General features: G+C 69.9%; 21 protein-coding genes. 8 read left to right on the forward strand and 13 right to left on the reverse strand.

The window, feature by feature from the left end:
* Positions 1-83 precede the first annotated feature (83 nt).
* On the forward strand, positions 84-308 hold the full coding sequence (locus D0D37_RS18210) for a CsbD family protein (protein ID WP_425266951.1): 225 nt from the start codon (positions 84-86) through the stop codon (positions 306-308).
* 59 nt (positions 309-367) lie between these two features.
* On the opposite strand, the gene D0D37_RS18215 is transcribed toward D0D37_RS18210, so the two are convergent.
* From D0D37_RS18215 to D0D37_RS18235, 5 genes are all read right to left on the reverse strand, one after another.
* Positions 368-1,240 carry an alpha/beta fold hydrolase gene (locus D0D37_RS18215; RefSeq protein WP_116201749.1) on the reverse strand — a complete coding sequence of 291 codons (873 nt, stop codon included), beginning with the start codon at positions 1,238-1,240 and terminating at the stop codon, positions 368-370.
* Between the two features lie 150 nt (positions 1,241-1,390).
* Positions 1,391-2,794 (reverse strand): MFS transporter, encoded by a 1,404-nt coding sequence (locus D0D37_RS18220; protein WP_116201750.1) that lies wholly within the window; start codon positions 2,792-2,794, stop codon positions 1,391-1,393.
* Positions 2,795-2,832: 38 nt separating this feature from the next.
* Positions 2,833-3,855 (reverse strand): ADP-ribosylglycohydrolase family protein, encoded by a 1,023-nt coding sequence (locus tag D0D37_RS18225; protein ID WP_244223565.1) that lies wholly within the window; start codon positions 3,853-3,855, stop codon positions 2,833-2,835.
* Between the two features lie 13 nt (positions 3,856-3,868).
* Positions 3,869-4,804 (reverse strand): carbohydrate kinase family protein, encoded by a 936-nt coding sequence (locus tag D0D37_RS18230; protein WP_116201752.1) that lies wholly within the window; start codon positions 4,802-4,804, stop codon positions 3,869-3,871.
* A gap of 2 nt (positions 4,805-4,806) precedes the next feature.
* On the reverse strand, positions 4,807-5,526 hold the full coding sequence (locus tag D0D37_RS18235) for a GntR family transcriptional regulator (protein WP_116201753.1): 720 nt from the start codon (positions 5,524-5,526) through the stop codon (positions 4,807-4,809).
* Positions 5,527-5,860: 334 nt separating this feature from the next.
* Between D0D37_RS18235 and D0D37_RS46660 the strand changes: the two genes are divergently transcribed.
* Positions 5,861-6,445 (forward strand): helix-turn-helix domain-containing protein, encoded by a 585-nt coding sequence (locus D0D37_RS46660; protein WP_162834292.1) that lies wholly within the window; start codon positions 5,861-5,863, stop codon positions 6,443-6,445.
* 45 nt (positions 6,446-6,490) lie between these two features.
* Here the strand turns inward: D0D37_RS46660 and D0D37_RS18245 are convergent, their stop codons facing one another.
* Positions 6,491-7,657: an LLM class flavin-dependent oxidoreductase gene (locus D0D37_RS18245; protein ID WP_116201755.1), complete on the reverse strand. Its 1,167-nt coding sequence runs from the start codon at positions 7,655-7,657 to the stop codon at positions 6,491-6,493.
* Positions 7,658-7,865: 208 nt separating this feature from the next.
* On the opposite strand from D0D37_RS18245, the gene D0D37_RS18250 reads away from it, so the two are divergent.
* From D0D37_RS18250 to D0D37_RS18275, 6 genes are all read left to right on the forward strand, one after another.
* A complete protein-coding gene (locus tag D0D37_RS18250) occupies positions 7,866-9,233 on the forward strand; it encodes a purine-cytosine permease family protein (RefSeq protein WP_162834293.1) in 1,368 nt (455 codons plus the stop codon).
* Complete coding sequence (locus D0D37_RS18255) at positions 9,230-9,637, forward strand: RidA family protein (RefSeq protein WP_162834294.1); 408 nt, start codon at positions 9,230-9,232, stop codon at positions 9,635-9,637. Before D0D37_RS18250 ends, D0D37_RS18255 begins: the two co-directional genes overlap by 4 nt.
* Positions 9,638-9,660: 23 nt before the next feature.
* The gene (locus D0D37_RS18260) at positions 9,661-10,449 is read left to right on the forward strand and encodes a creatininase family protein (protein ID WP_116201758.1); all 789 of its coding nucleotides are present in this window, start codon (positions 9,661-9,663) and stop codon (positions 10,447-10,449) included.
* Positions 10,450-10,482: 33 nt separating this feature from the next.
* Positions 10,483-11,064: an NADPH-dependent FMN reductase gene (locus tag D0D37_RS18265; RefSeq protein ID WP_116201759.1), complete on the forward strand. Its 582-nt coding sequence runs from the start codon at positions 10,483-10,485 to the stop codon at positions 11,062-11,064.
* 25 nt (positions 11,065-11,089) lie between these two features.
* On the forward strand, positions 11,090-11,704 hold the full coding sequence (locus D0D37_RS18270) for a 3,4-dihydroxy-2-butanone-4-phosphate synthase (RefSeq protein WP_116201760.1): 615 nt from the start codon (positions 11,090-11,092) through the stop codon (positions 11,702-11,704).
* 210 nt (positions 11,705-11,914) lie between these two features.
* Positions 11,915-12,646, forward strand: a complete 732-nt coding sequence (locus D0D37_RS18275; protein ID WP_116201761.1) for a twin-arginine translocation signal domain-containing protein — start codon at positions 11,915-11,917, stop codon at positions 12,644-12,646.
* A gap of 219 nt (positions 12,647-12,865) precedes the next feature.
* Here the strand turns inward: D0D37_RS18275 and D0D37_RS18280 are convergent, their stop codons facing one another.
* Genes D0D37_RS18280 through D0D37_RS18310 form a run of 7 tightly spaced genes read right to left on the reverse strand, consistent with a single transcriptional unit; the run spans position 12,866 to position 24,236 of the window.
* Entirely contained in the window at positions 12,866-13,546 is a 681-nt protein-coding gene (locus D0D37_RS18280; protein ID WP_116201762.1) for a winged helix-turn-helix transcriptional regulator, read from the reverse strand.
* A 12-nt stretch (positions 13,547-13,558) separates the two neighbouring features.
* A complete protein-coding gene (locus D0D37_RS18285; RefSeq protein WP_116201763.1) occupies positions 13,559-13,990 on the reverse strand; it encodes an acyl-CoA thioesterase in 432 nt (143 codons plus the stop codon).
* A complete protein-coding gene (locus D0D37_RS18290) occupies positions 13,987-19,197 on the reverse strand; it encodes a type I polyketide synthase (RefSeq protein WP_162834295.1) in 5,211 nt (1,736 codons plus the stop codon). Before D0D37_RS18290 ends, D0D37_RS18285 begins: the two co-directional genes overlap by 4 nt.
* A complete protein-coding gene (locus tag D0D37_RS18295; protein WP_116201765.1) occupies positions 19,194-20,126 on the reverse strand; it encodes an RnfABCDGE type electron transport complex subunit D in 933 nt (310 codons plus the stop codon). The genes D0D37_RS18290 and D0D37_RS18295 overlap by 4 nt, the downstream gene beginning before the upstream one ends.
* Positions 20,123-22,042, reverse strand: coding sequence for a CRTAC1 family protein (locus D0D37_RS18300; protein WP_116201766.1), 1,920 nt, complete (start codon positions 22,040-22,042; stop codon positions 20,123-20,125). Before D0D37_RS18300 ends, D0D37_RS18295 begins: the two co-directional genes overlap by 4 nt.
* The gene (locus D0D37_RS18305) at positions 22,039-22,971 is read right to left on the reverse strand and encodes a DUF1702 family protein (RefSeq protein WP_162834296.1); all 933 of its coding nucleotides are present in this window, start codon (positions 22,969-22,971) and stop codon (positions 22,039-22,041) included. The genes D0D37_RS18300 and D0D37_RS18305 overlap by 4 nt, the downstream gene beginning before the upstream one ends.
* Positions 22,968-24,236, reverse strand: a complete 1,269-nt coding sequence (locus tag D0D37_RS18310; RefSeq protein ID WP_116201768.1) for an ABC1 kinase family protein — start codon at positions 24,234-24,236, stop codon at positions 22,968-22,970. The genes D0D37_RS18305 and D0D37_RS18310 overlap by 4 nt, the downstream gene beginning before the upstream one ends.
* Positions 24,237-24,501: the final 265 nt, after the last annotated feature.

Consider the following 24,501-nt stretch of genomic DNA (forward strand, 5'->3'; position numbering starts at 1 on the left):
GACGATCACATCATCGGGTGAGTGACGATTCGGGATCCGCGTTGTCGTCAGCTCTGACGCATTCCCGCGTTCGTTGTTCGGCAATGAAGGAGGAGACCGTGTCGATGGGCGACAAGATCGGCGCCAAGGCAGACGACTTCGGCGGCAAGGCCAAGGAAGCCGCCGGTTCGCTGACTGGCGACGACAAGCTGGAGAACGAGGGCAAAGCCGATCAGGCGAAGGCCGGGATCAAGGAAGCCGCGGAGAACGTGAAAGACGCTCTCGGCGACGCCGCGGGCAAAGTCAAGAACGCACTGAAAAAAGACTGACCTTTTTCGCACGGAGAACGCGGGGCCCCGGCACAACAGCGGGGCCCCGCGTTCGCTTTTCAGTGCACCTGTTTCAGCAGCTTCTCGACCGCGGCGACGACCACGTCCGGACGATCGAGCGGAACGTCGTGGGAACTGCGCTCAGCGGTGACCAGGCTCCGGTTCGGCGCGGCGTGTGCGAAGTCTTTCTGGGCCTGCCGCCACAACTGCGCGTCCTCGGGAGTCGGAAACGGCGTTTCGGCGGACACGATGACGGCCGCGGGAATGCCGGACGGCCAGGTCAGCTTGTGGTACGCCGCGTGCACCGGTCCGTAGCCGTCCGCCTGGCCGAGAAGCTGGCGCGTCTGCCGGGTGGACGGCGCTTTCTTGAGGTCTTCGACCTGCTTTTCGTTCAACGCCACCAGCTTCGCGGTCTCGCTTGGAGTGAAGAACTGCGGCAGATTGGCATCCACGAGCACCGCCCCCGCCACGCGCTCCGGGTGGCTCCGGGCAAAGGAGAAAGCGACTTCACCGGCCAGTGAATGCGACACCAGGATCACGCGATCGGCGACACCTAACCGCGTGAGCCCGGCGGCAAGATCGGCGGCGGCGTTGTCGGCCCGCCACGGGCCGGGCGATTCGTCGCTTTTGCCTTCTCCTGCCCGGTCGTAGGCGATGACCTCGGATCCGGTCCTCGCCGCGAGTTCCGGGGCGACCTTGCTCCATTCCGACGAATTCATTCCGCCGCCTGCGTCGAGCACCAGCGCGGGCAACCGGCCCGGCGTAACGGAAAACGCCATGGTGCGGCCGTTTACTGGCACGAGGTGCAACGAAGCCGACGAAGGACCAGCATCGGCGTTGCACGACGCCAGCCCGCCCACCGCGACCACCGCAGCCGCCAGGGCGACCAGAGGCCGACGCGATCTCCCCCGCCGGACACCAGAATCAGTCACCGAATCCCCCTCCGCGTACCAGGAACAGCGCTCCAACTGTCCTTTATGGACAACAGAGCCCGATTAACCCCAGCATCGAGGACAACCCGGCCGGGAGCGATACCGCTGGCTGCCCAAACGCGGTAGGGACAACCCCACCAAGCGACTCCCTCAGGACTGCTTTCCGCGGGAATCCCCCAGGGACATAGAACTTTCTCCGGCCGCGGCTCGCCGTTCGGCCAGGTCTTTCTCCACTGTCGGGTAGATCCGCTCCAGCCGGTAAGCCCAGAACAGAACGATCAACAACACGAACAACACCGTCGGCACGTAAACGAACAGCGCGTTGATCGCGGCCAGCGCCGAATCCGGCTGGGTGTGGTTCAAGCCGTTGTAGCCCGCCGCGCCCATGACCCAGCCGAGCACCGCCGCGCCCAGGCCGTAGCCGAGCTTCTGGCCCATGCTGCCCGCGCTGTACAGCACGCCCTCCAAACGGCGTCCGTTCTTCCATTCGCCGTACTCGATGGTGTCGGGGAGCATGCCCCAGATCGCGCCGAAGATCGGGATCCGCCCGATGCCGCGGAGGATCGAGCCGGTGACCGCCAGCGTCATGTCCGTCGGGTCGATCGCGATGACCAGCGAGCCCGCGACGAAGATCGCCGCGCCGACGATCATCGGCCCGATTTTGCCGAACCGATGGTAGACCGGCTGCATGAACAGCATTCCGAGCAACGCCGGAATGTAGAGCATGAACGACATCAGCGCGGCGAATCCGGCATTGCCCAGGAAGTACTGGGCGAAGTAGGCGGTCGCGCCGGTGTAAAGCGATTCCGCGATGCTGAACACGATGAAGATCGCGAACAGCAGCAGCCAATAACGGTTCTTCGCCGCGAGCTTGAGCGATTCGGCGATCCCCGGCTGGTCCTTGGGCGGCGCGGTGTCGACGATGCGTTCCCGCGTATTGCGGAAGGTGACGAAGAACAGCACCGCCGCGAGAGCGCCGAAGAGGCAGAACGTGATGATCCACGCCCGCTGGTCGTCGCCGAGCGCGCTCACCAAAGGCAGGGTGAGGACGGTGACGACCAGCGAGCCGAGGGTGGCGCCGAACATCCGGGTGACGTTCAGCCGGGAGCGTTCGGTGAAGTCCCGCGTCATCCGGGTGTTCAGCGTTCCGTACGGGATCACCGCCGCGCTGAGGGCGATGTTCATCAGCGCGTAGGTGACCGCGATGTACACCAGCGTCGGCGTCGGTTCCATGCCGGGCACGGCGAACACCAGGATCAGCGCGATGGCGAACGGCGCGGCCGCCCACAGGACCCAGGGACGCGCCTTGCCCCAGCGGGTCGAGGTCCGGTCGACGATCGCGCCCATCCCGACGTCGACCACGCCGTCGAACAGCCGCGCGACGAGCACGATCGTGCCGACCGCCGACGCCGCCGCCCCGATCACGTTGGTGTAGAAGAAAACCACGTAGGTGGCCAGTGCGCCCCAGGCGATGTTCGTGGCCAGATCACCGCCTCCGAAGGAGAGACGTTCCTTCCAGTTCACCGTGGCGAATTCGTCGCTGCATGCGCTCATCGTCGAGCGTCCCTTCGGATCGGGGCGGGGAGAGGGGATCAGTGCTGAGCGGCGGCCAGGAGTTCGTCGGCGAGCGCAGCAAGATCGAGGTCGTTCGCGCGCTCCACTTCGGCGACGGCGTCCGGGTCGATCGCCTCGATCCCCCGGTAGGCGCCGGCGATCGCGGCCGCCATGCAGCCGATGGTGTCGCTGTCACCGCCCGCGTTGGCCGCGAGCCGCGCGACGCGGATCGGATCTCCGCCTGCGGCAACGAAGAACCCGAGCGCGGCCGGCACCGCTTCCGCGGCGGGCAGGCCGACGCCGATCTCTCCAGCGATCAGGTCGATCGCGTGCTCGTCGTCGCGGGCCGTGATCGCCAGGGCCACCGCGCGCTCGATCCGCCGTTCGACCGATGCGCCGGGCACGTCACGGCCTTCGGTCCGGCCGAGTTCCGCACCGGCTCGCGCGCCGTCGACGGCCGCGCGGACGATGTCGACGATCTCCGCACCAGGAGTGCAAGCCCGCGCAACGGCTGCCGCGATGGCCGCGGCTCCCGCGACGCCGGGCGGCGTGTTGTGGCTGGGCACGCAGGTGGTGAACGCGGTCCGGACAGCCGCTTCCGGGTCGCCGTGGTGGAACAGCCCGACCGGCCCGACCCGCATCGCGGCGCCGTTGCTGGCGCCCTGGGTCATGATCGTCCCGGTCCGGCCGACCTCGCGGGGGTCCTCGCCGCGTTCCAGCCGGGCGATGGCCTCGCGGGTGGTCGGCCCGGCGAAGTGCGGGAAGTAGTTCTCGTTCTTGGACCACTCGATCAGCAGCTTCGCCATGTCGTCCGGGCTCAGCGCTGCTCCGGTACGGGCGAGCAGCCGGGTCAGCAGGATCATCTGGCTGGAGTCGTCGGTGATCTGCGCGGCGGCGCGGCCCTTGGCGTAGGGCGCGCCGGGAAGCGGGGCGTGGAATTCGGTGACATAGCCGCCGAACGCGGCGCGGATCTGGTCCCGGCTCAGTTCCTCGGTCGGCGCGCCGAGCGCGTCGGCCAAGCAGGCCGCGGCGAGACTGCCATGGATCTTGGAACGCAGCACAGAATTCAACTCGTTACCTCTCAGTCGTGATGGTGATCAGGTCGTCTGGCCGCTCGCCGCGCTGCGAGCCGGACAGATAGGTGCGGCCGCCGACGGCGGTGACGCAACGGGTCGCCTGAGCCACGGCTCGGCGAAGGCTCTCGCTTACCTCAGCCCCCGCCAGCAGCGCGCCCAGGAACGCTCCGGCCAGCGCGTCACCGGCGCCGGTCGTGTCGACAGCGGTCACTGCGCCGCGCAATCGCGCGCGATGCACGACGCCGTCGCGGTCCAAAGTGGACGCTCCGTGCGCGCCTTCGCTGAGGACAACGAGTTCCGCGCCGAGTTCGATCAGCCGTCGGGCAGCGTCGCGCGGAGTGGCGGCGAGTTTGCTCGCCGAGGCGGCGTTGAGGAACACGATGTCGCTGAGCCCGAGCAGCCGCGTGAACTCCGGCTGGTCCGCTTCGAACGCGTCCGGTTCGAGGTCGACCGCGACCCGCGCTCCGCGTTCGCGGGCGAGTTCGGCGACGGCCGACGCCCACTCGAGATCGTCGGCCAGCGGCGCGACGAGGTCCGCGCCCGCCAGGGCCGAGGCGTCGATCTCCTCGATCGCCGGGATCTTGATGCCGGTGTCGGCGCCGGTCAGCGCCTTCTCCCCGCTCGCGTCCAGCTGGACGAAGCACATCCAGGTCGGATGTTCGAGGTCGCGCAGTGAATGCTCAAGCGATACCCCGAGCCTGGTCAGCTCGGCCAGCGCGACGTCGGTGTCCGGCCCGGCCCCGGTCTTCGTGATCAGGTCGACCGCGATGCCGTGCTGCGCGGCCGCGGCGGCGAGGTTGGCGCTCATCCCGCCGCCGTAGACGCCGGAGAGGGAGCCGATGGCCTTGTTGTCGTTGCCCGCGATGTGCGGGACCTGGACGAAGTAGTCGATGCTCGCGTCCCCGACGACGACGAGCCGCGGCACGGTGCTCATGCTCAGCGCTCGCTTCTGAGGTCGATGTCGAGGTGGTACCGATCGCCGCGCAGGATGTAGCGGGTGAACTCCACCGGACGCTGATCCGCGCCGAACGACGTACGCTCGCGCAGCATGGCCGCGACACCGGGTTCGACCTGGAGCCGTTCGGCCTCCGCCTCGGACAGGTTCACCGCGCTGACCCGCTCCCGCGCGTGGGTGGGCTGCGCGTCGCGGCCGGAAAGGAAGGCGTACAGCGAATCCCCGGTGAACTCGGCGAAGTCGATTCCGGGCTGTTGCACGAGATAGTGGTCGAGGAAGACGAACGGATCGTCGCCGATCCAGTAGCGCCGCTCGATGTGGCTCACGGTCTCGCCGGGTTCGAGGTCGAGCGCCTTGGCGACCGCGGCGTCGGCGGCTTCCTCGACGTTGCTGAGCAATTCCGGCCGGATCGCGAAGCCGCGCTGCCGGAGTTCGCGCCCCAGCCCGAGCATCGGGCTCATCGCCCGGATCTCGTTCGACGCGACGATGCTGCCCCGGCCGTGAAAGCGCTCCACGAGGCCGAGCCGCTGCAACTCCTGGAAGGCGCGCCGCACGGAGGTCTGGGACACGCCGTACTGCGCCCGGAGCTGGCTCTCGGACGGGAGCCAGTCCCCCGGCTTCAGCTTCCCGCTCAGGATGTCGCGCTGGATCTCGCTCTGGATCGTGCGATAGAGCGGCGCACGGCTGGGTCGACCGGTCATGGAACTTAGTGTACTAAGTGTGTCAACTAGCTGCCAGCCGCTTCGACCTCCCCCGGCACCAGCCACGCCGCCTCAGCTCGAGGTCCGTGAAGGGCTCCTTGAGGGAATCAGATTCCCTCAAGGAGCCCTTCACGGACCTTTGCGCAAGCGGAGAGCCGCGTCGTCCCAGCCGATGCTCCACGCCGCTCTCGGACGATCGGCGCCGAGATCTCCGAAGCTGTGCACGGCCGCGGCCACCGCGTCGGCCCCTCAGCCGCACTTTTTCCTTGCACATTCCCGACCTGACACCCGAGAGTCCACTTCGGAGCACCCCGGCTCCGGTATAGTCGGGCCAATGCGAAACCCTCCCTCCCCCGATTCCGGATCCGCGCCGGATCCGGCGCAGGTGCTCGGGGCGCGGGTGCGCGAATTGCGGCGCGGGCGCGGGTTGACACTCAAGCAGGTCGGCGAGGTTTCCCGCCTGTCGCATGCTTTTCTCAGCCAGTTCGAGCGCGGGCTGGCCGCCGCGAGCGTGAGCACCTTGCAGCGCATCGCGGTCGCGCTGGACACCACGGTGTCGGCCCTTCTCGCCGGACCCGCGGAGCAGGGCGTGGGATTGCTGCGCGCCGACGAGGGAATGGTGATGCCCGGGGCCGAAATCCCGACCGGTTCCACGGCTCGGGCGCTGTCGCGGGCGGGTTTTCCGGTGCAGCCCATCGAATACACCGGCGGCCCGGCGGAGTTCGGCGAGTATTTCGAGCACGTCGGGCAGGAGATGCTGTACGTCGTCACCGGGCGGATCGAGCTGGATTTCGCCGACGGGCGGCGCGAGCAGCTGGGCGAGGCCGACGTGGCGACCTATCCGGGGTCGCGGCCGCACCGCTGGCGCAGGCTGGGCGACGAACCGGTCCGGGTGCTGCTGATCAACGCCGGGGAATGACGACGGACCGCGCGGCCCGGGAGAGCCGCGCGGTCCGGAAGCGGCTCAGCGCAGCAGCGGCACGACCTGTTCGGTATAGCGCCGCATCTGCTCGGCGGCCATGTCGTAGGTGTGCCCGGGGAAATGCGGGAACACCACCACCTGGTCCAAGCCGAGCGTGTCCTTGTGGTGTTGCACGATCTCGGCGACCTCTTCCGGCGTGCCGACCGCCCAGCACTTCTGTTTCGTGGACTGTTCCAGCGTCGGCACCAGCCCGGCCGGGGCGCGGTTGCCGTCGTCGCCCTGGTAGCCGCTGCTCCAGCCGAACGGCGCGAGCAGATTCCAGAACTCGTCGTGGCCGATCCGCCCGGTTCGCCACGCTTCTTCGTGGGTGTCGGCGATGTGGATGGGCAGCACCAGGATACGGTTCTGCCCCGGAGCGAGCCGGATGCCGTGGCGTTGTTCGTACAGCTCGCCGTAACGCTCCCACTGGTCGCGGATGTAGCCGTGGTACTGGTTCCACCACACGCATCCGTGGCCGACTTCGGCGGCGTAGTCCAGGGTCGGCGGGCTCGTGACCGCCTGCCAGATCTCGACCGGGTGCAGCGGGCCCGGCACCAGGGTCAGCGTATCGGCCTCGTGGTCGGGGTCGCGGTTGTCCGGCGGCGGAAGCTCGAAGAACTTTCCGTTGTACGAGAAGGTTTCCTGACTCAACGCCGTGCGCACGATGTCCATGTACTCGGCGAAAACCTCGCGATTGTGCGCGTCGATGACCTTGCGCTCCTCGCTGGACGACAGCACGCCGATGTCCGCCTGGTGCGCGGTGAGGCTGCGCAGTTCGCGCGACACCGTGCCCCGGCCGACGCCGAGCACCGCGCGTCCGCCGGAGAGGTTGAGCAGGCTGCTGAAGTCCTCGGCCAGCCGCAGCGGATTCCATTGCGGGACGATGCTGAACATCGAACCCAGCCGGATCCGCGAGGTCCGGGCGGCCAGATGCGCTTCGAGCATCATCGCGTTCGGCACGACCTCGTAGCCCTCGTGCTGAAAATGGTGCTCCGCCAGCCAATAACTGTCGTAACCCAGTTCCTCGGCCAGCACGCCCATCCCGACGAGCCGCTCGTGCGCGTGCCACACCTGCTCGCGGGTGGCGCGGCGCCGCGCGGCGGGCACCGGGTTTCCGGCGAGCACGTCCGGCATCTCGACCGAGCCGAAGAAGAACACTCCGTGCCGCACAGGGCCTCCATCCCTCCCGGCTCGGCCGGGCTGTGAGCAGACGCAAAATGTAACTAATATCAACACTGTGCGGCTCGACCTGCGGAGTGTCAAGCCCAAACAAGCTCTTGACATCTCCGGAAGGCACAGCGCAGGCTGTGGCAGCCGTGTTACCTATATCAACATGGACGGTGAATCCGCCGCAGGGGGTTCTTCCGCTGGAGGACAGATGGTCAAAGACGCCCACGCAGTCCGCGCACCCGCCGTATCCGTCGAGCACCACGGCATCGAAAGGATCCCCGACGACCAGCGCCACGGTTCGCCGCGCTCCGCTTTTTCCCTGTGGTTCGCGGGAAATCTGCAGTACTCGGCCCTCGCGGTCGGCGCCATTCCCACCGCGTTCCTCGGCCTGGGGTTCGGCGAAGCCGTCCTCTCGCTGGCCATCGGCATCCTGATCGGCAGCGCGCTGCTCGGTTTCGCCGCCTCGATGGGGCCGCGCGCCGGGGTGCCGCAGATGATCCAGTCGCGGATTCCGTTCGGCTACTACGGCAATTTCCTGCCGGTCCTGCTCCTGTGCCTGACCGGCCTCGGCTACTTCGCGGTGAACACCGTGCTCGGGGCCTACATCGTCCGCGAACTCTTCGGACTGCCGTTTCTGGCTTCGCTCGTCGCGGTGGCGGCGGTGCAGATCGTCATCGCGATCGTCGGACACGATCTGGTGCACCAGGCCGAGCGCTTCCTCGCGATCGTCGCGTCCGTGCTGTTCGTGATCCTCACCTGGTACGGCCTGGCGAAAGGCGACCTCGCCGCGTCCGGCGACGTCCTGCACCGGGGCGCGGGCGGGGTCGCCGGGGGCATGCTGACGACCGTCGCGCTCGCCTCGACCAGGACGTTCGGCTGGTGCATCGGCGGTTCCGACTACACGCGCTATCTCCCGCGGGACACTTCGCGGCGTCGCGTGCTGCTCGCCGCGTTCTCCGGTGCCTCGCTGGCCGGCCTGTGGATGGCGGTCGTCGGAGCCGCGATCGGCACCGTGATCACTGTGGACAGTCCGACCGACCTGGTGGCGAAGCTGATTCCGTCCGGGCTGGCCGCCGTGATCCTGGTGGCGCTGCTGGCGGCGTCGATCTCGGGCAGCGTGCTGGACATCTACACCGCTTCGCTGGGCCTGCTGATGGTCGGGGCCAAGGTTCGCCGCTGGATCTCCGCGATCATCATCGGCGCGCTGGGGACCGCGGTGGGATTCATCGCCGGGCACAACGCCGGGTCCGTGTTCGGCACCTTCCAGAATTTCCTCTTCCTGATGGGGTATTGGATCGGCCCTTGGCTGGGGATCGTCGTCGTGGACGCCGTGGTCTTCGGCCGCCGGGAGATCGATCCGGAGCGGTACTTCGACCGCACCCGGCGGTTCCGTCCGGGTCTGGCGGCGTTCGTGCTCGCCATCGCGGTCTCCGTGCCGTTCATGGACCAAAGCCTCTACACCGGCGCGTTCGCGGCGCGCTTCCCGCAGTTCGGCGACCTCACCCCGTGGGTCGCGGGCGCGGTCGCCGCCTTGGCTTACTACCTCATCCGACGCTACCGAAAGGCCGGCGAGTGACGAAACAAGCACTTGGCCCGTTGAAGTACGGCACGACGGTCCAGCCCTGGGGCAGAGGAGCCGCGGCGGGCGGCTTCGTCTTCCTCAGCGGAATCGACGGCGTGACCGACGAGCACGGCAGGCCCGCCCACGGCGTCGCCGCACAGACCCTGGTCACGCTGAACCGTGTGCACCGGCTGCTCGCCGACGCGGGCGCGGACTTCGAGGACATCGTGCAGTTCGACCAGTTCCTCGCCGACCCCGCCGAACGCGCGGAGTACATGCGGGTGCGCGACGGCTGGCTGGCCGAGCACGCGCCGAAGCTGCTGTCCGAGCGTTCGTACGCGTCGCTGCTGATCTACCCCGCGTTGGCCACCCCTGAGATGCGGGTGGAAATCCGGGCCGTCGCCTATCTCGGTGCCTGAGGGCGCTGGAAGGAGAACTCCTTATGGCTTCACGGTTTCTCGCCGAGCTGCGGGCGTCCCAAGTCGAGGCCGCCTGCGGACCGTCCTCGGTCGCGGTGCTGCCCGTCGGCGCCATCGAACAGCACGGCCCGCATCTTCCGCTGGCCACCGACGCGCTCGTGGCCGAAGCAGTGTCGAAGGAAGTCGTTGCCACGCATGGCGAAGACCTCGACCTGTGGCTGCTGCCGACGATCAGCTACGGCCGATCCGTCGAACACACCTGGGCGGCGGGCACCCTGTCCCTGTCCACTGCGACCTTCGCCGCGACGCTCGACGACCTCGGACGTTCGGTCGCCGCGGCTGGCATCCGCCGGCTCGCCCTCGTGAACGGGCACGGCGGGAACGTGTCCGAGATCCAGACCGCGCTGCGCGATCTGCGTTTGGCCTACGGGCTCCTGACCTTCGGCATCAACGTTTTCCTCCCCGAGGAGCACGATCCGGCCTGGGCGGCGAGCGAGAACGGGCTCGGGATCCACGGCGGGGCCGCGGAGACGTCCCTGATGCTGCACCTGCGTCCCGACCTGGTCGACCTCGGTTCCGCGGAACGGCGGATCCCCGCGCAGATGGCCGACAACGTGCACGCCCGGTTCGGCGGCAGCGTCAGTTTCGGCTGGCTGGCCAACGATTTCGGCGCCGACGGCTACCTCGGCGACCCGACGCTCGCCAGTGCCGAGGCGGGCGCGCGCGGGTTCAAGTCGCTCGTCGGCACCCTGGGCGACCAGCTCGCGGAAGTCGCGCGGTTCGACTTTCCCGATTCCGCCCGGACGCGCTAGCCCAGTCCCTTCGCCGCAGGAAGCCGGTTCACCATGCATCCCGTCCAGCAACCCCTGATCGTGGGCATCGGCGGCACTGTCCGCCCCGATTCCTCGTCTGAGCGCGCCCTTCGCGCGGTGCTCGAAGACGTGCGGGCACACGGCGCTCGCACCGAACTGTTCACCGCGCGAGACCTCGGCTTCGCCATGTACGAACCAGACCTCGCGCATCGCTCCCCGTCCGCGACCGCGTTCCTCGACGCGGTCCGCCGCGCCGACGGCGTGCTGATCTCGACGCCCGGCTACCACGGCGGGCTGTCCGGTCTGCTCAAGAACGCCCTGGACTACCTCCAGGATCTCGCCGACGACGATCGCCCTTACCTGCACGGACGTGCGGTCGGCTGCATCGTCAGCGCGTACGGGCCGCAGGCGGGGGTGACGACGTTGACGTCGCTGCGCTCGACCGTGCACGCCCTGCGCGGCTGGCCGACCCCGCTCGGCGTCGTGGTCGACTCGACCGGCCAGCCGTTCGCCGCGGACGGCCGCGTCGCCGACCGGAAGCTCGCGGCGCAACTCGCGACCGTCGCCGAGCAGGTGGCCCGGTTCGCGACGGCGGAGATCCGGACGGTCGCGTGACACGACCGCATCGAGGAGACAGCTCATGACCTCGCTTGACGTGCTCCCGGCCGACGCCGCGCTCACCTCCCTCGTGAACGGGCGACCGGTGGTGTTCACCGCCGAGGACGACGCCGCCCTCGTCCTGCCCGCGGCGGAGGTGTCCGCGGCGGGGCTGGCGTTCGTCGTCCGGCATTCGTCCGGGCTGGTCGGCGTCGCACTGCGCGGCGACCGGTGCGACGCGCTCGAACTGCCGCCCATGCGGCCGAGTTTCCGCCACGGCGGGGACCCCGGCTGGTGTGTCGCGGTCGACGCCGCGACCGGCGTCACGACCGGGATTTCGGCCGCCGACCGGGCGGAGACGATCCGTCGCCTCGCCGACCGCGACACCCGGCCGGCGGACCTCCACCGGCCAGGGCACGTGCTGCCCTATGCCACGCACCCGCGCGGGATCCTCGGCAGGCTCGCGATTCCCGAAGCGGCCGTCGAGTTGTGTCTCCTGGCCGGACTGCCCGCGGCCGCTGCCTTCGCCGCGCTGGTCAGTCCCGAAGATCCGAGGCGGATGGCCGCGCCGGGCGAAGCGGCGTCTTTCGCCGCCGCGCACGGGTTGCCGGTCATCGAAACGGCCGCGGTTCTCCGGAGTTGCTCGCGTATCCCTTGATGCGGGAGCCCGCCGTCGCCGACGGGCGACCTCCGATCTGATGACCGGTGTCGCCTGTCCGGCTGGCCCGCGTCCCGGGACCGGTCGCCGTGGGTCATCGGCGGCGGACACGAGCGGGTTGATCTTGCTCCGCCCTCTGTCGGCTCCGGCCGGCACTACCTTAAATTCAAGTGCGCCAGAGTCTTCGACACGCACCTGCGGAGGTAGAGGATGCCCGCTCCGAACGACGACAAACCCGAGCAACCCGGTTCCGGCAAGGACCGGCGCGACTTCCTGAAGGGCGCCGCCGCCGCGGCCGCGCTGGGGGTGGGCGGCGTCGCGGCCGGCGGGCTGCTCGGCGGCCAGCAGGCCCAGGCCTTCCCGCAGCAGACCGGCCTGCCGCCGATCGGGGCGGAAATCCCGTGCAGCTGCCTGGCGATCAACACCCCGCTGCAGATCCGGACGTCGCTGGTCAGCGTCGATTTCCGCGGCGGGATCAAGGTCCGGGTCGACGTGAACCCGGACGACCCGATCAACTCGGTGCGGCTGCGGGTCGTCGGCCACCGCGTGTCGGCCGAACTGCCCGGCGGCGACAGCGCGGAGCAGGGCGGCGGCACGATCACGATCGAGCAGAACGACGTCGACGTGGACGCCAAGAGCCTGCTCAAGCTGACGCAGAAGTTCCCGCCGCGCTACGAGCAGGTCATGGTCCTGAGCTTCACCATGACGATCGACCAGCCCGACGACCTGCTGCGACGGGCGGGCATCCGGTCCAGGAAGGCCTACGAGCCGCTGGTGCTGACCACGAAGAACCCGGCCCAGCTGGTCGGTCAGCTGACGCAGTTCCCGCCGCGCGGCGACCTGTACCAGCTGCAGAACCCGGTCGATCTGGTGCTGCCGGACGACCCGGACACGACGATCGCGACGATCCAGAAGTTCCCGGTGAAGGTGGGCGGGCTCTGAGGTCGCGGGCTTGCCGAGCGGCCCGGTTCACCCCCGTGCGGGCGGACCGGGCCGCTTCGTGAGTTCCGACGCCTTCGCAGGAGGTTCGCCGGTAAGGGGTGACCCCCGGCGCTGATTCGCGGAACTGCACCTCCGAGGGCAGGGCGGGCTGCCCCCTCAAACGCAGCATCGTTCCGGCACCAGCCGAACCCGCTCGCGCGTCGGGTCGCTCCGCCCAGCTCATCCGCCTGCGCGGGAATCGGGCCGTTCCATCAGGCCCAGCACCGTCGAGCACCGCACCACCGCGTCGGGATCGCCGGCGAACGTCAGCTTCCCCGTGGCCAGCGCCTCGAACGGCCCGAGCGCCCCCGCGCCGATCCGGACGAACGTCGTCGCGTCGGTGCGGATGCTCAGCACCGGCGATTCGGCAGGCCCGCGCGCGGTGGTCAGTGCGCCGTGGTCGACGGTCAGGTGGAAGCTTTCGTCGTCCACCCGGAATTCATACGTCTCCGCGACTTCCGGCAGCCTGCTCGCGTCCGCCATCGACTGGACCGCGAGCAGCGCCCAATGCGGGCGGGTGACCATGTCGGCACTGGGCTCGCCCAGGAGCCCGATGCCCCATTTCGACAGCGCCAGCACCGGTTCCCGCAGCTGCTCGCCGAGCGGGCCGAGCCGGTAGGCGTGTCCCGCGCCGGTTTCGGAGCGCTCGACGATCCCCGCCGCGCTCAGTTTCTTCAGCCGGTCGGCCAGGAGATTCGTGCCGATGCCGGGCAGGTCCGCGAGCAGTTCGGTGTAGCGGCGCGGGCCGAGCAGCAGTTCGCGCACGATGAGCAGCGTCCAGCGTTCGCCGACGGTGTCGAGGGCGGCGGCGAGCCCGCAGTACTGGCGGTACTGCCGCTCCCCTCTTGCGGTGGTGGTCACCGCCTCAGCTTACTACTGGATTTTCAAGTACGGCGTGAGGGCTGTCCGGAGCTGTTCGGGGACCGGGACCGGTTCGAGTCCGGCGGGTCCGCGGGTCATGCAGGCGACCGCCTGGTGTCCGCGGGCCACGAGTTGCGGCACCGCGACCTCGGTCCGGTAATAGTCGAACGCCATCGCGACGCGGTGGCCCTCGAGTTCGGTCAGGGTCATGCGCAGTTCGACGACGTCCCCGGCGGTCAGTTCTCCGAAGTACTCGCAGCCGCAGCCCGTGGTGACGACCGCGAAGCCGTCGGTGAGCGAGGCGAGGACGTCCGGCGCGTGCTCGGCGAGGAACCGCTCCCGGCAATGTCCTTGCCAGCGAACGTAATGCGCGAAGTAGACGTTGCCGACGAGATTGGTCTCCTCCAGCGTGACGGGGTGGCGGTACCGGTAGGCCGGGGTCATGCGACGCCGCCGACCGTGAGCAGGGCGATCGCGACGGGCATCCGGTATCCGTCCACGGCGAACACGGCGGACGCGATCCGCGCCCGTCCGGCGGTGAGGACGAGCCAGCCGCCGTCGAACGCGCCGGAAAACCTTGCTTCCGCCGGGCTTGCGCTCACTTGGGTCAGGCACCGCGTCACTGTCGAGGTCCGTGCGGCCAGGCGTTCGGGCGACTCGTCGCAGGGGCCGGAAATCATCCGCAGCAGTCCAGGATCCGGCGGCTCGTGCGGCTCGACGAATTCCCAGGCGCAGGCGACCGGGCAGGAGCCGTCGGCGTCCACCGTGAACGGTTCGCCGATCGACACTCGCAGCGACGGGTCGAGGCCGAGCGCCGCGGCCGTCCTGGTGATCGCGACGGACAGCAGGGCCGGAGGCCACGGCCGGTCGCCGGGTAATGGGCCGGTGTCGGCCAGGCGCAGGCCGGTCCAGCGGACGGCGGTGCGGCCTTCCGCGTCGGTCGCCACGACGTCCCAGGTGTAGCGGCCGTCGGCGGCGTGCTGTTCGGTGCCGCGGAGTTCCCACTGGCCGGTCGCGCGCGGGTCGAAGTCGACGCGGTCGCAGGCGACGGGCAGGAGCCGCCGCGTCGGGACGCAAGCCTGCAGGACGTGCACGGTGGCGTCGTGGGCGGCCGCATCGCCGAGTACCGAGGTGAACCACGGCTCGTCGTTCGGGGTGATCGTCGCGCGACAGGACCACGGGTCCGGGACGGCGGCCGCGGCGACTCGGCGGAACTGTCCATTGTGGAACAGCAATCGGTCGTACAGGTCGGCTGGTTCGATCCGGCCGTGCGCGGGCACCTCCGGCGGCGGGAATGCGTCTTCCTCTGCGGTCAACGGGAAAGTGGCGCTGAAGTGGTCGTCGAGGAAGCCGGAGTCGGCACAGCGCAGCACGGTGGTGACCACGTCGCCTTCTCGCAGAGCGCACACCCGGACGACGTGCTCGCCGGTGTCGGGGATGATGACCGGCCGGTCGAACCGGACGTCGCATGCGGTCGTCAGCGCCCGGCCAGCGACTGTGGAAGCAGCCTGCGCCATGGCTTCCAGCCCGACGACCGCGGGCAGCAGGGCCGCCCCGTCGACCCGGTGACCGTCCAGCCACGGGTCGGCGCGCAGGGAAAGCGTGGCGTCGGCGACGAGTTCGACGCCGGGATGGCCCGCCCGGATCCGCTGCAGGAACCGGCCCGTTCCCGCCGGGGATTCCTCGCCGAGCCGGCCATGCACGGACACGTCGGCGGGCATTGACGGGGTGCGCAACAGGCACAGGAACAGCTCGGTTCCTTCCTCGACCGGGATCGGCGTGGCCCCGGTGCGGGCGAGGGTCTGCGCGGCGCCCATGCGTTCGGCCATGCCGGCGCCCGACCACGCGGACCAGCCGATGTCGAGCACCCGGCAGGAGGGCAGCTCTCGCGCGAGACGCCGGGCTTCGGCGCGCAGGAGGCCGTTCGCCAAAGCGTAGTGGCACTCCCCCGCCATCCCGGCCGACCCGATCACCGAGCCGAACGTGACCAGCAACCGCAGCGATTCGGGCGGGACGGCGGCGAGCAACGCGCGGAGCCCGGTGACCTTCGGGCGCAGATGAGCGCGGATCCGGTCGGGCGTCAGGTCGGCGAAGCGGGCGGGTTCGTTGATGCCGCTCGCGTGCAGCAGAGCGGTCACCGGCCCGGTTTCGGCGGTGAGTTTTTCCACGGCGAGCACGACGGCATCCGGGTCGCCGACGTCGGCGGCCTCGTAAGCGACGCGGATCCCGGCTGCCCTGAGCCGGTCCAGATTGGACTGGAGGAGTTCGTCGGTCTCCGGATGCGAACGGCCGAGGACTGCGAGCGTGAGGCCGGTCGCGCTGGCCAGCTCGTGCGCGCACTCGTAGCCGATGCCCTTGCCGCCGCCGCTGACGAGCAGCACGTCTTGCTCGTCGAGCGGTGTTTCGGCGGGCTCCGTGGCCACCAGCTGCTCGCGCGGTTCGTACCAGGTGCCGTCCTCGCCGAGGATTAGTTCACGGAATCGGCCGGGTTCGGCGTGGAGTGCCGAGAAATCCGTGGCACCGGGCGGGACCTGGGCGAGAGTAATGCCGAGGTCGGGATGTTCGTGGTGCAGCGAGCGGAAGAAGCCGTTGGTCGAGCAGTCGAGCGTCACCACTACGAGCGCCTTGTGGTGCACGGCTTTCCGCCCGGCATCGAGCAGCGCTTCGACATCTTCGGGATCGGCAATGCAGACGGTTTCGGTCGGCCGCCAGGGTTCCGGCCGGGCCGGGACCAGCGTCTCGGTGAAACAACCCAGCCAGGGCCGCACGCCCGGGGTCTCGACGTCGGGTTCGGCGGACTCCGGGAGGCGTTCGATCTCCGCGATCACCTCGCCGACCGAGCTGTCGGCGAACGCCATCGACACCGACGGGAGCGTCCGGCCGAGCGCCGACGCCGCTTCGACGACAAGCTGGGTGGCCCGCAGCGAACTCAGGTTGAGATCGGCGAGCAGGCGGGCGTCGGAGCCGATGAGTGCCGCATCGAGTTCGGTGGCCTCGGCGAGCAGTCCGGTGACCGTCGCGGCGGCGTCGCGGGCCGGAGCGGCTTCCAGGGCCGCACGCGGGACGGGGATCTCCGACGGTGCCGTCGCGCACGGGTTCGTCAGGAACTCCGGTTCGCGGTTAAGGTCGATGGGTCGTGCGGCGCGTCCGGCGAACCAGCGGACGAGGTTCGCGACGGCTCCGGCGGCGAACAGCGCGGCGGCGGAATCGGCGGCTGCGCGGTCGCCGATGTCCAGGCTGACCGTCGGAGTTCCCTGACCGGCCAGGGCGCTCAACGCGCGGCCGGGACCCGCTTCGCAGAACAAGTCCGCGTCGACGGCCTGCACAGCGGCCCGGAACTGCACTGGCGCGCACAGTTGCGTGACGAGTAGTTCGACGAGGTCATCGTCCTCGGTGAGCCGCCGACCGTACACAGTGGACACCACCGTGCGCCGCACCGGAGAGAGGTCGATGCCGTCGAGAAAAGCACGCCACGGCGCGGCGCAGGCGGCCATGGCGGGGCTGTGGAAGCCATGCGAGACGGGAAGCCAAGCGACACGGAAGCCGTGCCGCTCGGCCTCGTCCGCCACCAACCGAAGCTCGTCCACCGGGCCAGACAGCACCTGGGACACCGCGGAGTTGTCGGCGGCGAGCACGACTTCCGTCCCAGCGCAGAGTGCCTGCGCCTCGGCCGCGTTCGCCGCGACAGCGAGCATCCCGGTATCGGGCGTCCCGTACTTGGCCATGATCCGGCCGCGTTCGACGGCCAGCCGTTCCCCGTCTTCAGCGGACAGACAGCCCGCCCACGTGAGTGCGGCCAGTTCGCCGAGGCTGTGCCCGATCGCGGCGGTGGCGGTCACGCCCAGTTCATCGAGCCGGGACAGCGCCGCGCGCGACGCTCGATAGATCGAGGGCTGGGCCAGCGCGGTGTCAGCCGGTTCCGCGCCGCTCGCGCCCTGTCCGGGGAACAGCAGCGCGACCCGGCCCGGCACGGCGTTTCCCAACCAGGCGCCCGGCGACGTCGAGAGCTGTCCGGGCGTCAGCAACGGCACCTCGGCCGCAGCGCGGGTGGCGAGAGACGCGAGTTCAGCCGGGGTTCGGACGACGAGCGCCGCCCGGACTGGCCCGGCCGGGTCCCGGCGTCCGTACTGGCAGGCGAGATCGTGCAGCTCGGCTCGCGACAGCCGCGGTGCAGCCTCGGCGAGCGAGGTCAGTTCAGCGGCGACGCGAGCGGGATCCGATCCGCTGACCGCGATCACGTCGTACTCCGGAGTCGGCCGGGCCGCCACCGAGGACCGCACCGATCGGGGCCGTGCCGGGGCGCCCAGCACGACGTGGGTGTTGATGCCTCCGAACCCCATCGCGCTCACCCCGGCGAGCCGGCGATCGTCCAGCCAGGGCTCCGGCGCCGACAGCACCCGCAGGGTCTCCCCGAGCGCGGGATGCGGCGTCGCGCAGCCGGTTGTCGGCGGCAGCAGCCCGGAGGACACGCTCAGCGCGGCCTTCACCACCCCGGCCACTCCGGCAGCCGCCTTGGTGTGCCCGATATTCGCCTTCACCGACCCGAGTGCGGCGGCCGAGCCGGCCCGGGACCGAGCCCGGTTCAACGCCGTCAGCTCGACGACATCGCCGACCGCCGTCCCGGTGCCGTGTCCCTCGTACAGGCCGATCTCCGCGTGCTCGATCCCGGCCATCTCGCCCGCCCGGCGCAGCGCGAGCAGTTGCCCGTCCGCCTCGGGGCGAGTGATGCCGCCACGGCCGTCCGAGGAGACACCCCAGCCGAGGATTTCCGCGTACACCGGCAATCCCGCCGCGTGCGCGTCTTCGGCGCGGGCGAGCGCGAGCATCCCGCAGCCCTCGCCCGGCCAGAATCCCGCCGAGCGCTCGTCGTAGATCCGCATCTCCTCGGCGGCCAGCGCGCCGGTCTTGGCGAAGCCGACCAGCTCGAACGGGTCGAGCGACAGGTCCACTCCCCCGGCCAGCGCGAAGTCGGCTCCGCCGTCCCGCAGTGCGCGGCAGGCGGTGATCACCGCGAGCATCGACGACGCACACGCACCGTCCACTGTGTACCCGCCGCCGTGAAAGCCGAAGTGATTGCAGATGCGGCCCGCGATCGTGTTGGCGAGACTTCCGGCCAGCGTCTCGTCCCCGACCTCGGGAAATGCTGCCAGATAACGCTTTTCGACCTCAGCGAGGTCCGTCTCCGGCAGTGTGGCACGCAGGACGTCGCGGACGTAGGGCCAGCGCAGCCGCAGCGCCCGGGCGCGGGTCACTTCGCCGGTCAGGCTATTGCCGACGACGACGGCCACCCGGTCGGCGTCCAGGCCAGCTGCTGCCGGATGGCCCGCGTCGGCCAGCGCGCGGTCCGCGGTTTCCAGCGCCAGCCAGTGCGCGGGGTCGGCGGCGCGGAAGGTCGAACCGGGGATTCGGAATGCCTCCCGGTCGAACTCCCAGTCCGCCAACACCGCGGCTTGGGTGCTGTAGGTCCGGTCCGGGACGCTCGGGTCGGCGCTCCAGTAGTCGGCGAGGTCCAGCCGCTCCGGCGGCAGCCGCCGGAACGCGCGGCGCTGATGGAGCACGGTTTCCCACAGCTGCGCGGGGTCGTCCGCGTCCGGGTAGCGGCAGGCCATGCCGACGATCGCGATCGGCTCGCCGGGTTCGCGGCGCGTCATGCCGGTTCCCGGGCCGGGACCGGCTCGGCGGCGGTGCGCGGTGCCGGGACCAGTACGGTCCACTGAGGACTCTTCCGGGCAGCGACGGCGAGCATCACGGCCCGCAGCGCACAGGTGATCGTCAGCGCGAAGAACAGGCCGAACACGACGTGGAATTGCACCAGCAGGCCGTAGACCGCGGCCGTGGCGAGCCCGAAGCAGACCTGGTTCCGACGGGAGGACGGCGTCGTGCCGGGGTCGGTGATCATGTAGTTGGTGAACAGCACGAACGCCGTCCCGGTGAGCGGCAGCACCGCGCTGACCAGCGAAATATCGGTGAACAGCGCGCGCAGCACGGCCTGGCCGAGGAAACCGCCGACCCAGCCGAGGATCAACGGCGCCTTGCCGGTGAGCTTCGCGTTCAGCATGGTCCCGGCGATCAGCAGCAACGCGGGCACGATCGCGCCCCACCAGCCGGTGACCCATTCGGTGAACTCGTACGGCGGCGCGATGCCGACCCAGCCGAACAGCAGCAGGACCACCACGATCCCGACGTTGCTCGGGTTCAGCACGTGCCTGCTCTTGCCGCCGATCCGCACCCGCACGAGGTACTTCGAGGCGACGCCCACGACCGAGGCGAGCACGGTCGGCATGAACCGGTCGTTGGCGTACAGGAGCATCGCGCAAGCCATGCCGGTGATGTAGGCGGGAAGCAGGAAGTCGACCACCGCACCGGGTTTGCCGAGGTAACGCGGGCGACGTCCGGCCGTCGCGGCTTCCACGGACTCCAGCACGATCTCCGCGGTCAGCGCGGCGAACACGGCGACCACCGGGGTCAGGTAGGCCTGTTCGAAGCCGAGCACGGTGTGGCCGAGCACGGTCAGCACGGTGATCGACGCGCCGAACCGGCGCAGGGCAGCGGAACGGCGTTCGCTCGGCGACTTGGTCACCGGTCCTCCTCGATGGTGCCGTCGGGGTTGAGCCGCAACTGGTGCCAGCCGGGCGGGAGCGTCACCGAACCGTCGTGGCGGTGCCCGCAGCCGTCCCGCCAGGCCAGTCGGACCGGCACCGAGGCGGGTGGCTGGTTGCCCAGGCCGAAGTGCAGGTCGGGAGCGTTGACGCCGTTGTGCCCGTTGGCCGGGTACACCTGCTCCAACCGCTTCCCGCCACCCGGTGCGGCGACCTCCGCCTCGGCACCGATCGCCGGTGAGGTCGGGCCTGGCGCGCCCGCCCGGCACGCGTTGTCGCCGACGGGTTTTCGCAAGCGCAGTCCGAGGAACGCACCGGCTGGCGAGGTATTGCGGTACAAAGTGGACGGTGCCCACTGGTTGGCGACGACGAAGTCGAGCCGTCCGTCGCCGTCCACATCGCCGATCGCGAACGAGCGGCTGACCGCGTCGGTGCCGACGCCGACCCGGTCCGCGACGTTCACGTACCGGCCGTCCGAGCCGCGGGCGAAGAAGCTGTTGTGGTCGTGTCCGGACAGGTCGGTTCCCTCGGTGAATCGCGGCCACAGCGAGGGATGGCTCAGCACGAGGTCGTTCGACATCGCGGTCTCCTGCAGTTGCGCCCACCGGCCCACCTCGCCGGCGACGAAACCGGTCGCGTGCATGACTTCGTCGGAACCGGAGTTGGCGAAGTCGGCGGCTTTGACGTCCCACGACCAGCCGGTGCGGGACAGGCCGAGATCCTCGCTGTGGTCGTCATAGGGTGCCACGCCATCGCGTAGCTGATCGGCGGTAGCGCGTCGATCCATAGTGGACTGATAGGCGAAGTTGCTTTCCTGCAACGCATATGGCTCGGTGATGTTGCTGACCAGGATGTCCGGGACGCCCTTCGCGTCGAGGTCGGCGAAGGCCACGCCCATGCCTTTGAACGAATCGTTGCCCAGCACCTTCGACTTCGGCGTCGTCGCGTGCCGGGTCCCAGTCGCGGTGCGGAACTCGACGCGGCCCGGGGCGGATTCGTTGACCAGCAGGTGATCGGGGCCGAAGTCGTTGGCGACGTAGAGATCCGGCAGCCCTCGGCCGCCGATGTCCTGGGAGGCGAGCGCGAGTGCCCATCCGGTCCGCGTCTCCGGCGGGAAAGCGTCGGGCACCTCGGCAAACCGGCCGGAGCCAGCCGAACGGAAGAGCCGAAGCGTGCCCCCGTTCGCCGCATGGGACAGCGAGTCGTTCATCGTCAGTTCGGGCTGGTGCGCGGTCGGGTCGAGCACGCGCGCGCCGTCCGGGAAGTAGTTGCCGAACACGAGATCGGGGTGGCCGTCGCCGTCGAAGTCGCCGATCGTGGCGGCGTTCGTGTTCCAGACCTGCCACGGGCTGACCAGTTCGCGCGGACGGAACGCGGCCGCTGACGGCGTGGTCCCCGGCAGCCTCTCGAAGATGACCGGGGAGCGGCCCCAGTAGTAGACGATGACGTCCTGGCGGCCGGTCTCGTCGACGTCGGCGGGCAGACAGCCCATCGGAGCCGCGAAGGAGGGCATCTCCAGCCCAGACGGGGCCAGCGTGAACGGCTGATAGCGCGCGCCGGTGCCGGGTGCGGGTTCGACGGTGACGGTGTCCGTGCGAGGATCCACCAGGCAGACGTCGTGCGCGACCGGGCCGCCGTCCGCGGCGAACAGCGCGGTCGCCGCGCCCACGGAGGAAATCCAGGACCGGATCTGCTCGTACGCCGGGGCGACAGTCCGGACGTGCCGTCCGCCAGGCGTGTTGTCCGCGCTGACCGGCGAAGCGGTGAACGAGAATTGGTGCGCCAGCTCGGTTTCCTCCGCTGAGGACGACTGCGGAACGACCGTGAACGCGAACACCGCCGCGCAGCCGAACAACGCGACCGCGCGGGTCAGATGTCGACGCAGAAAGGGTCTCATCGGCTCTTCCTCTCCCACAGATACCGGATTTCCGCGCGCCAGCGCTGGTAATGCGCGAGCGTCGACGGATGCTGGCCGAGTGCCTGGTCGGTCCAGGCCGCGGCGACGTCGGTGCTGGCGCCGGCCAGCACTTCGGCCGCTTTGTCGGTGTGCGCGGGCACGATTCCGCTGACCCGCCGCGCGGCGCAGGCGAACGCGCAACCCTGGGCCAGGTGCGCGCGGAACGGCCCGGACAGGTCGGCGAGCCGCGCTAGTTCGGCGGCGTCGGCACCGCCCGCGTAGGTCGCGGCGAGGCCGATCCCGCTCCACAAGTCCGCGTGCCGCTCGGCGGGGAACTCCGCGATCCGCAGAGCGACGCCATCGGGGTCGGCGCATTCGCAGAACCACAGTGCGCGACCGATCCCCTGGTCTCGGATCTGCCGCGGTCCGTGGCCGATGCCAGGTTCGACGCGGTGCCGTCCGACTACCCGGTCGGTGCGGAAAAAGGCTTGGTGGAAGCCGAATCCGTCCCAGGCCAGCCAGCGCAGCAAGGGATCCGTCGCCATGCCGCGGAAGAACGGGCGCAGCCGCAGCCGCGCGTAGGCCCAGCCGACGCCGACGTGCACTAAGTGCGGATAACTCGAGGCCGGTCCGTTCAGCAGCGCGGCAACCCGGCCACGGCGGACGGGGAGCAGCACGTCCAGCAGCGCGCAGCCCATTCCCGCGCCCTCGAACGCGAACCCGCGCAACTCGGGTTCGAGGGCGGCCGCCTGCCGCTCTAGTGCGTCGCCGTCCGGCTCGACCGAGGCGTTCAACCCGGTCAGGAACGCCCTCCCCGCCGACTCCAGGACGCCGCGAGCCGGGCCGGGCCGCAGCCGGAACCGGCGCAGTCCGAAGTCGACCTGCCGCAGGTCCTGGCGCAGCGCCCGGGCCACGATCCCGGGGCTCACCTCGCTTCCTGCGGCGCGGCCACGACGCGTTCCATCAGGGCGGTGACCAGCAGGGGCCGTGCCTCCCGCTGGAAATCGACGGCGGGATGGAATTCACGCACTGTGCCCTCCAGCACCAGCAAGGACAGAATCGGGAACACGAACTGCGGATCGGCGTGAAGGCCGTGCCTGCGCTGGATGTCGAACAGCTTCGCGGCGAAGGAAACCAGGTCGAAGTCGGCGGCGTTGCGTCCGGTGTGCTTCTCCACCAGCGCGGCCAGCTCCGCACGGAATCCCTCGGTGTCGGAGCCTGGCGGCGTCTTCGCGGTCGATAGCACGAGGTCGGCGCAGGCCTCGCCGTCGCCTTGGCTCATGCAGTAGAAGAACGCGGCGAACTTCTCCCGCGCGGACTCCGACAGCTGAACGGTGAACCCCGCGTCCAGCACGACGATCGAGCCGTCCTCGCGGAAGTAGAGGTTGCCCGGGTGGAGGTCGCAGTGCACCACTCCGTCCAGGAAAAGCATCCGGTACACCGCGCGCAACGCCGTCACGACCGCGTTCCGGCGTTCCTCCTCGCCGAGATCTTCCGGGCGGTGGCGCACCAGGCCGTCCAGGAAGTCCATCACCAGTGTGTCCTCAGTGGACAGTGCTCGATGAACTCCAGGAACGGTTACCCCGTCTGCGACGCTTAGTGTTTCCCGGAAGCCTTCGAGCAGGTCCGCTTCCCTCGCGAAGTCCAGTTGCGCGCGGATGCTCTCGGCGAGCTGCGCGGCGACGGCGGTGACCGGTACGCCGCGCAGCATCGGCAACCTGGCCGCCAACCCGGCACCTCGTTGCAGCATCGCGAGATCAGCCGAGAGGGACCGGACGATTCCCGGCCTGCGCACCTTCGCCGCGACCGTCCGGCCGTCCGGAAGGAGCACCCGGTACACGCAGGCGATGCTGCCCGCGCCGACCAGCTGCGGCTCGCCCGCGCCGAACCTCAGCGCGGGCGGCATCGTGCGCGGCGGAGCCGGGCGAACTTGGTCGTGCAGCCGGGAAAGCGCGCGACACATCCGCGGCGGCAGGATATCCGCCCGCGTGCTCAGAAGCTGGGCCGCCTTCACGAATGCCGGTCCGAGCGCCACGACGGTGTCCGACAGCCAGACGTCTCGCTCGAACCGTTCGCCGCGCAGCCACGCGGCGGCCGTCGCCGGCCCCAGCAGCAGCGACCGTCCGGCGAGGACCGCGAACGCCCGCGCCGTCCGCAGCGCCACCGCGCCGCTGCCGATTCTCGATGACGTCATCGCTCCCCTTCGCCGTCCGGCCCGACTGCCGACGGGTGACGTTACAACCAGTAGCGCAAAGGATGCACCCTGTTACCGGAAGATCATCCGTTTCAGCGAAACCAGGGGGAAACACCCAGCCGGGCAAGGTGTTTCCCTATCGGGGGCCGGGAAATCGGCCCGGCTCGCCACCCGCCCTAGGCGCGGGTCACGGCCGCTGACTCGGTCGTGGCCGTGCCTGGCCCGATCCAGGCACGGCGAAACACCCTGCGTAGCCGTCGGCCGG

This window comes from Amycolatopsis circi (assembly GCF_003385235.1).
Lineage (GTDB): Bacteria > Actinomycetota > Actinomycetes > Mycobacteriales > Pseudonocardiaceae > Amycolatopsis > Amycolatopsis circi.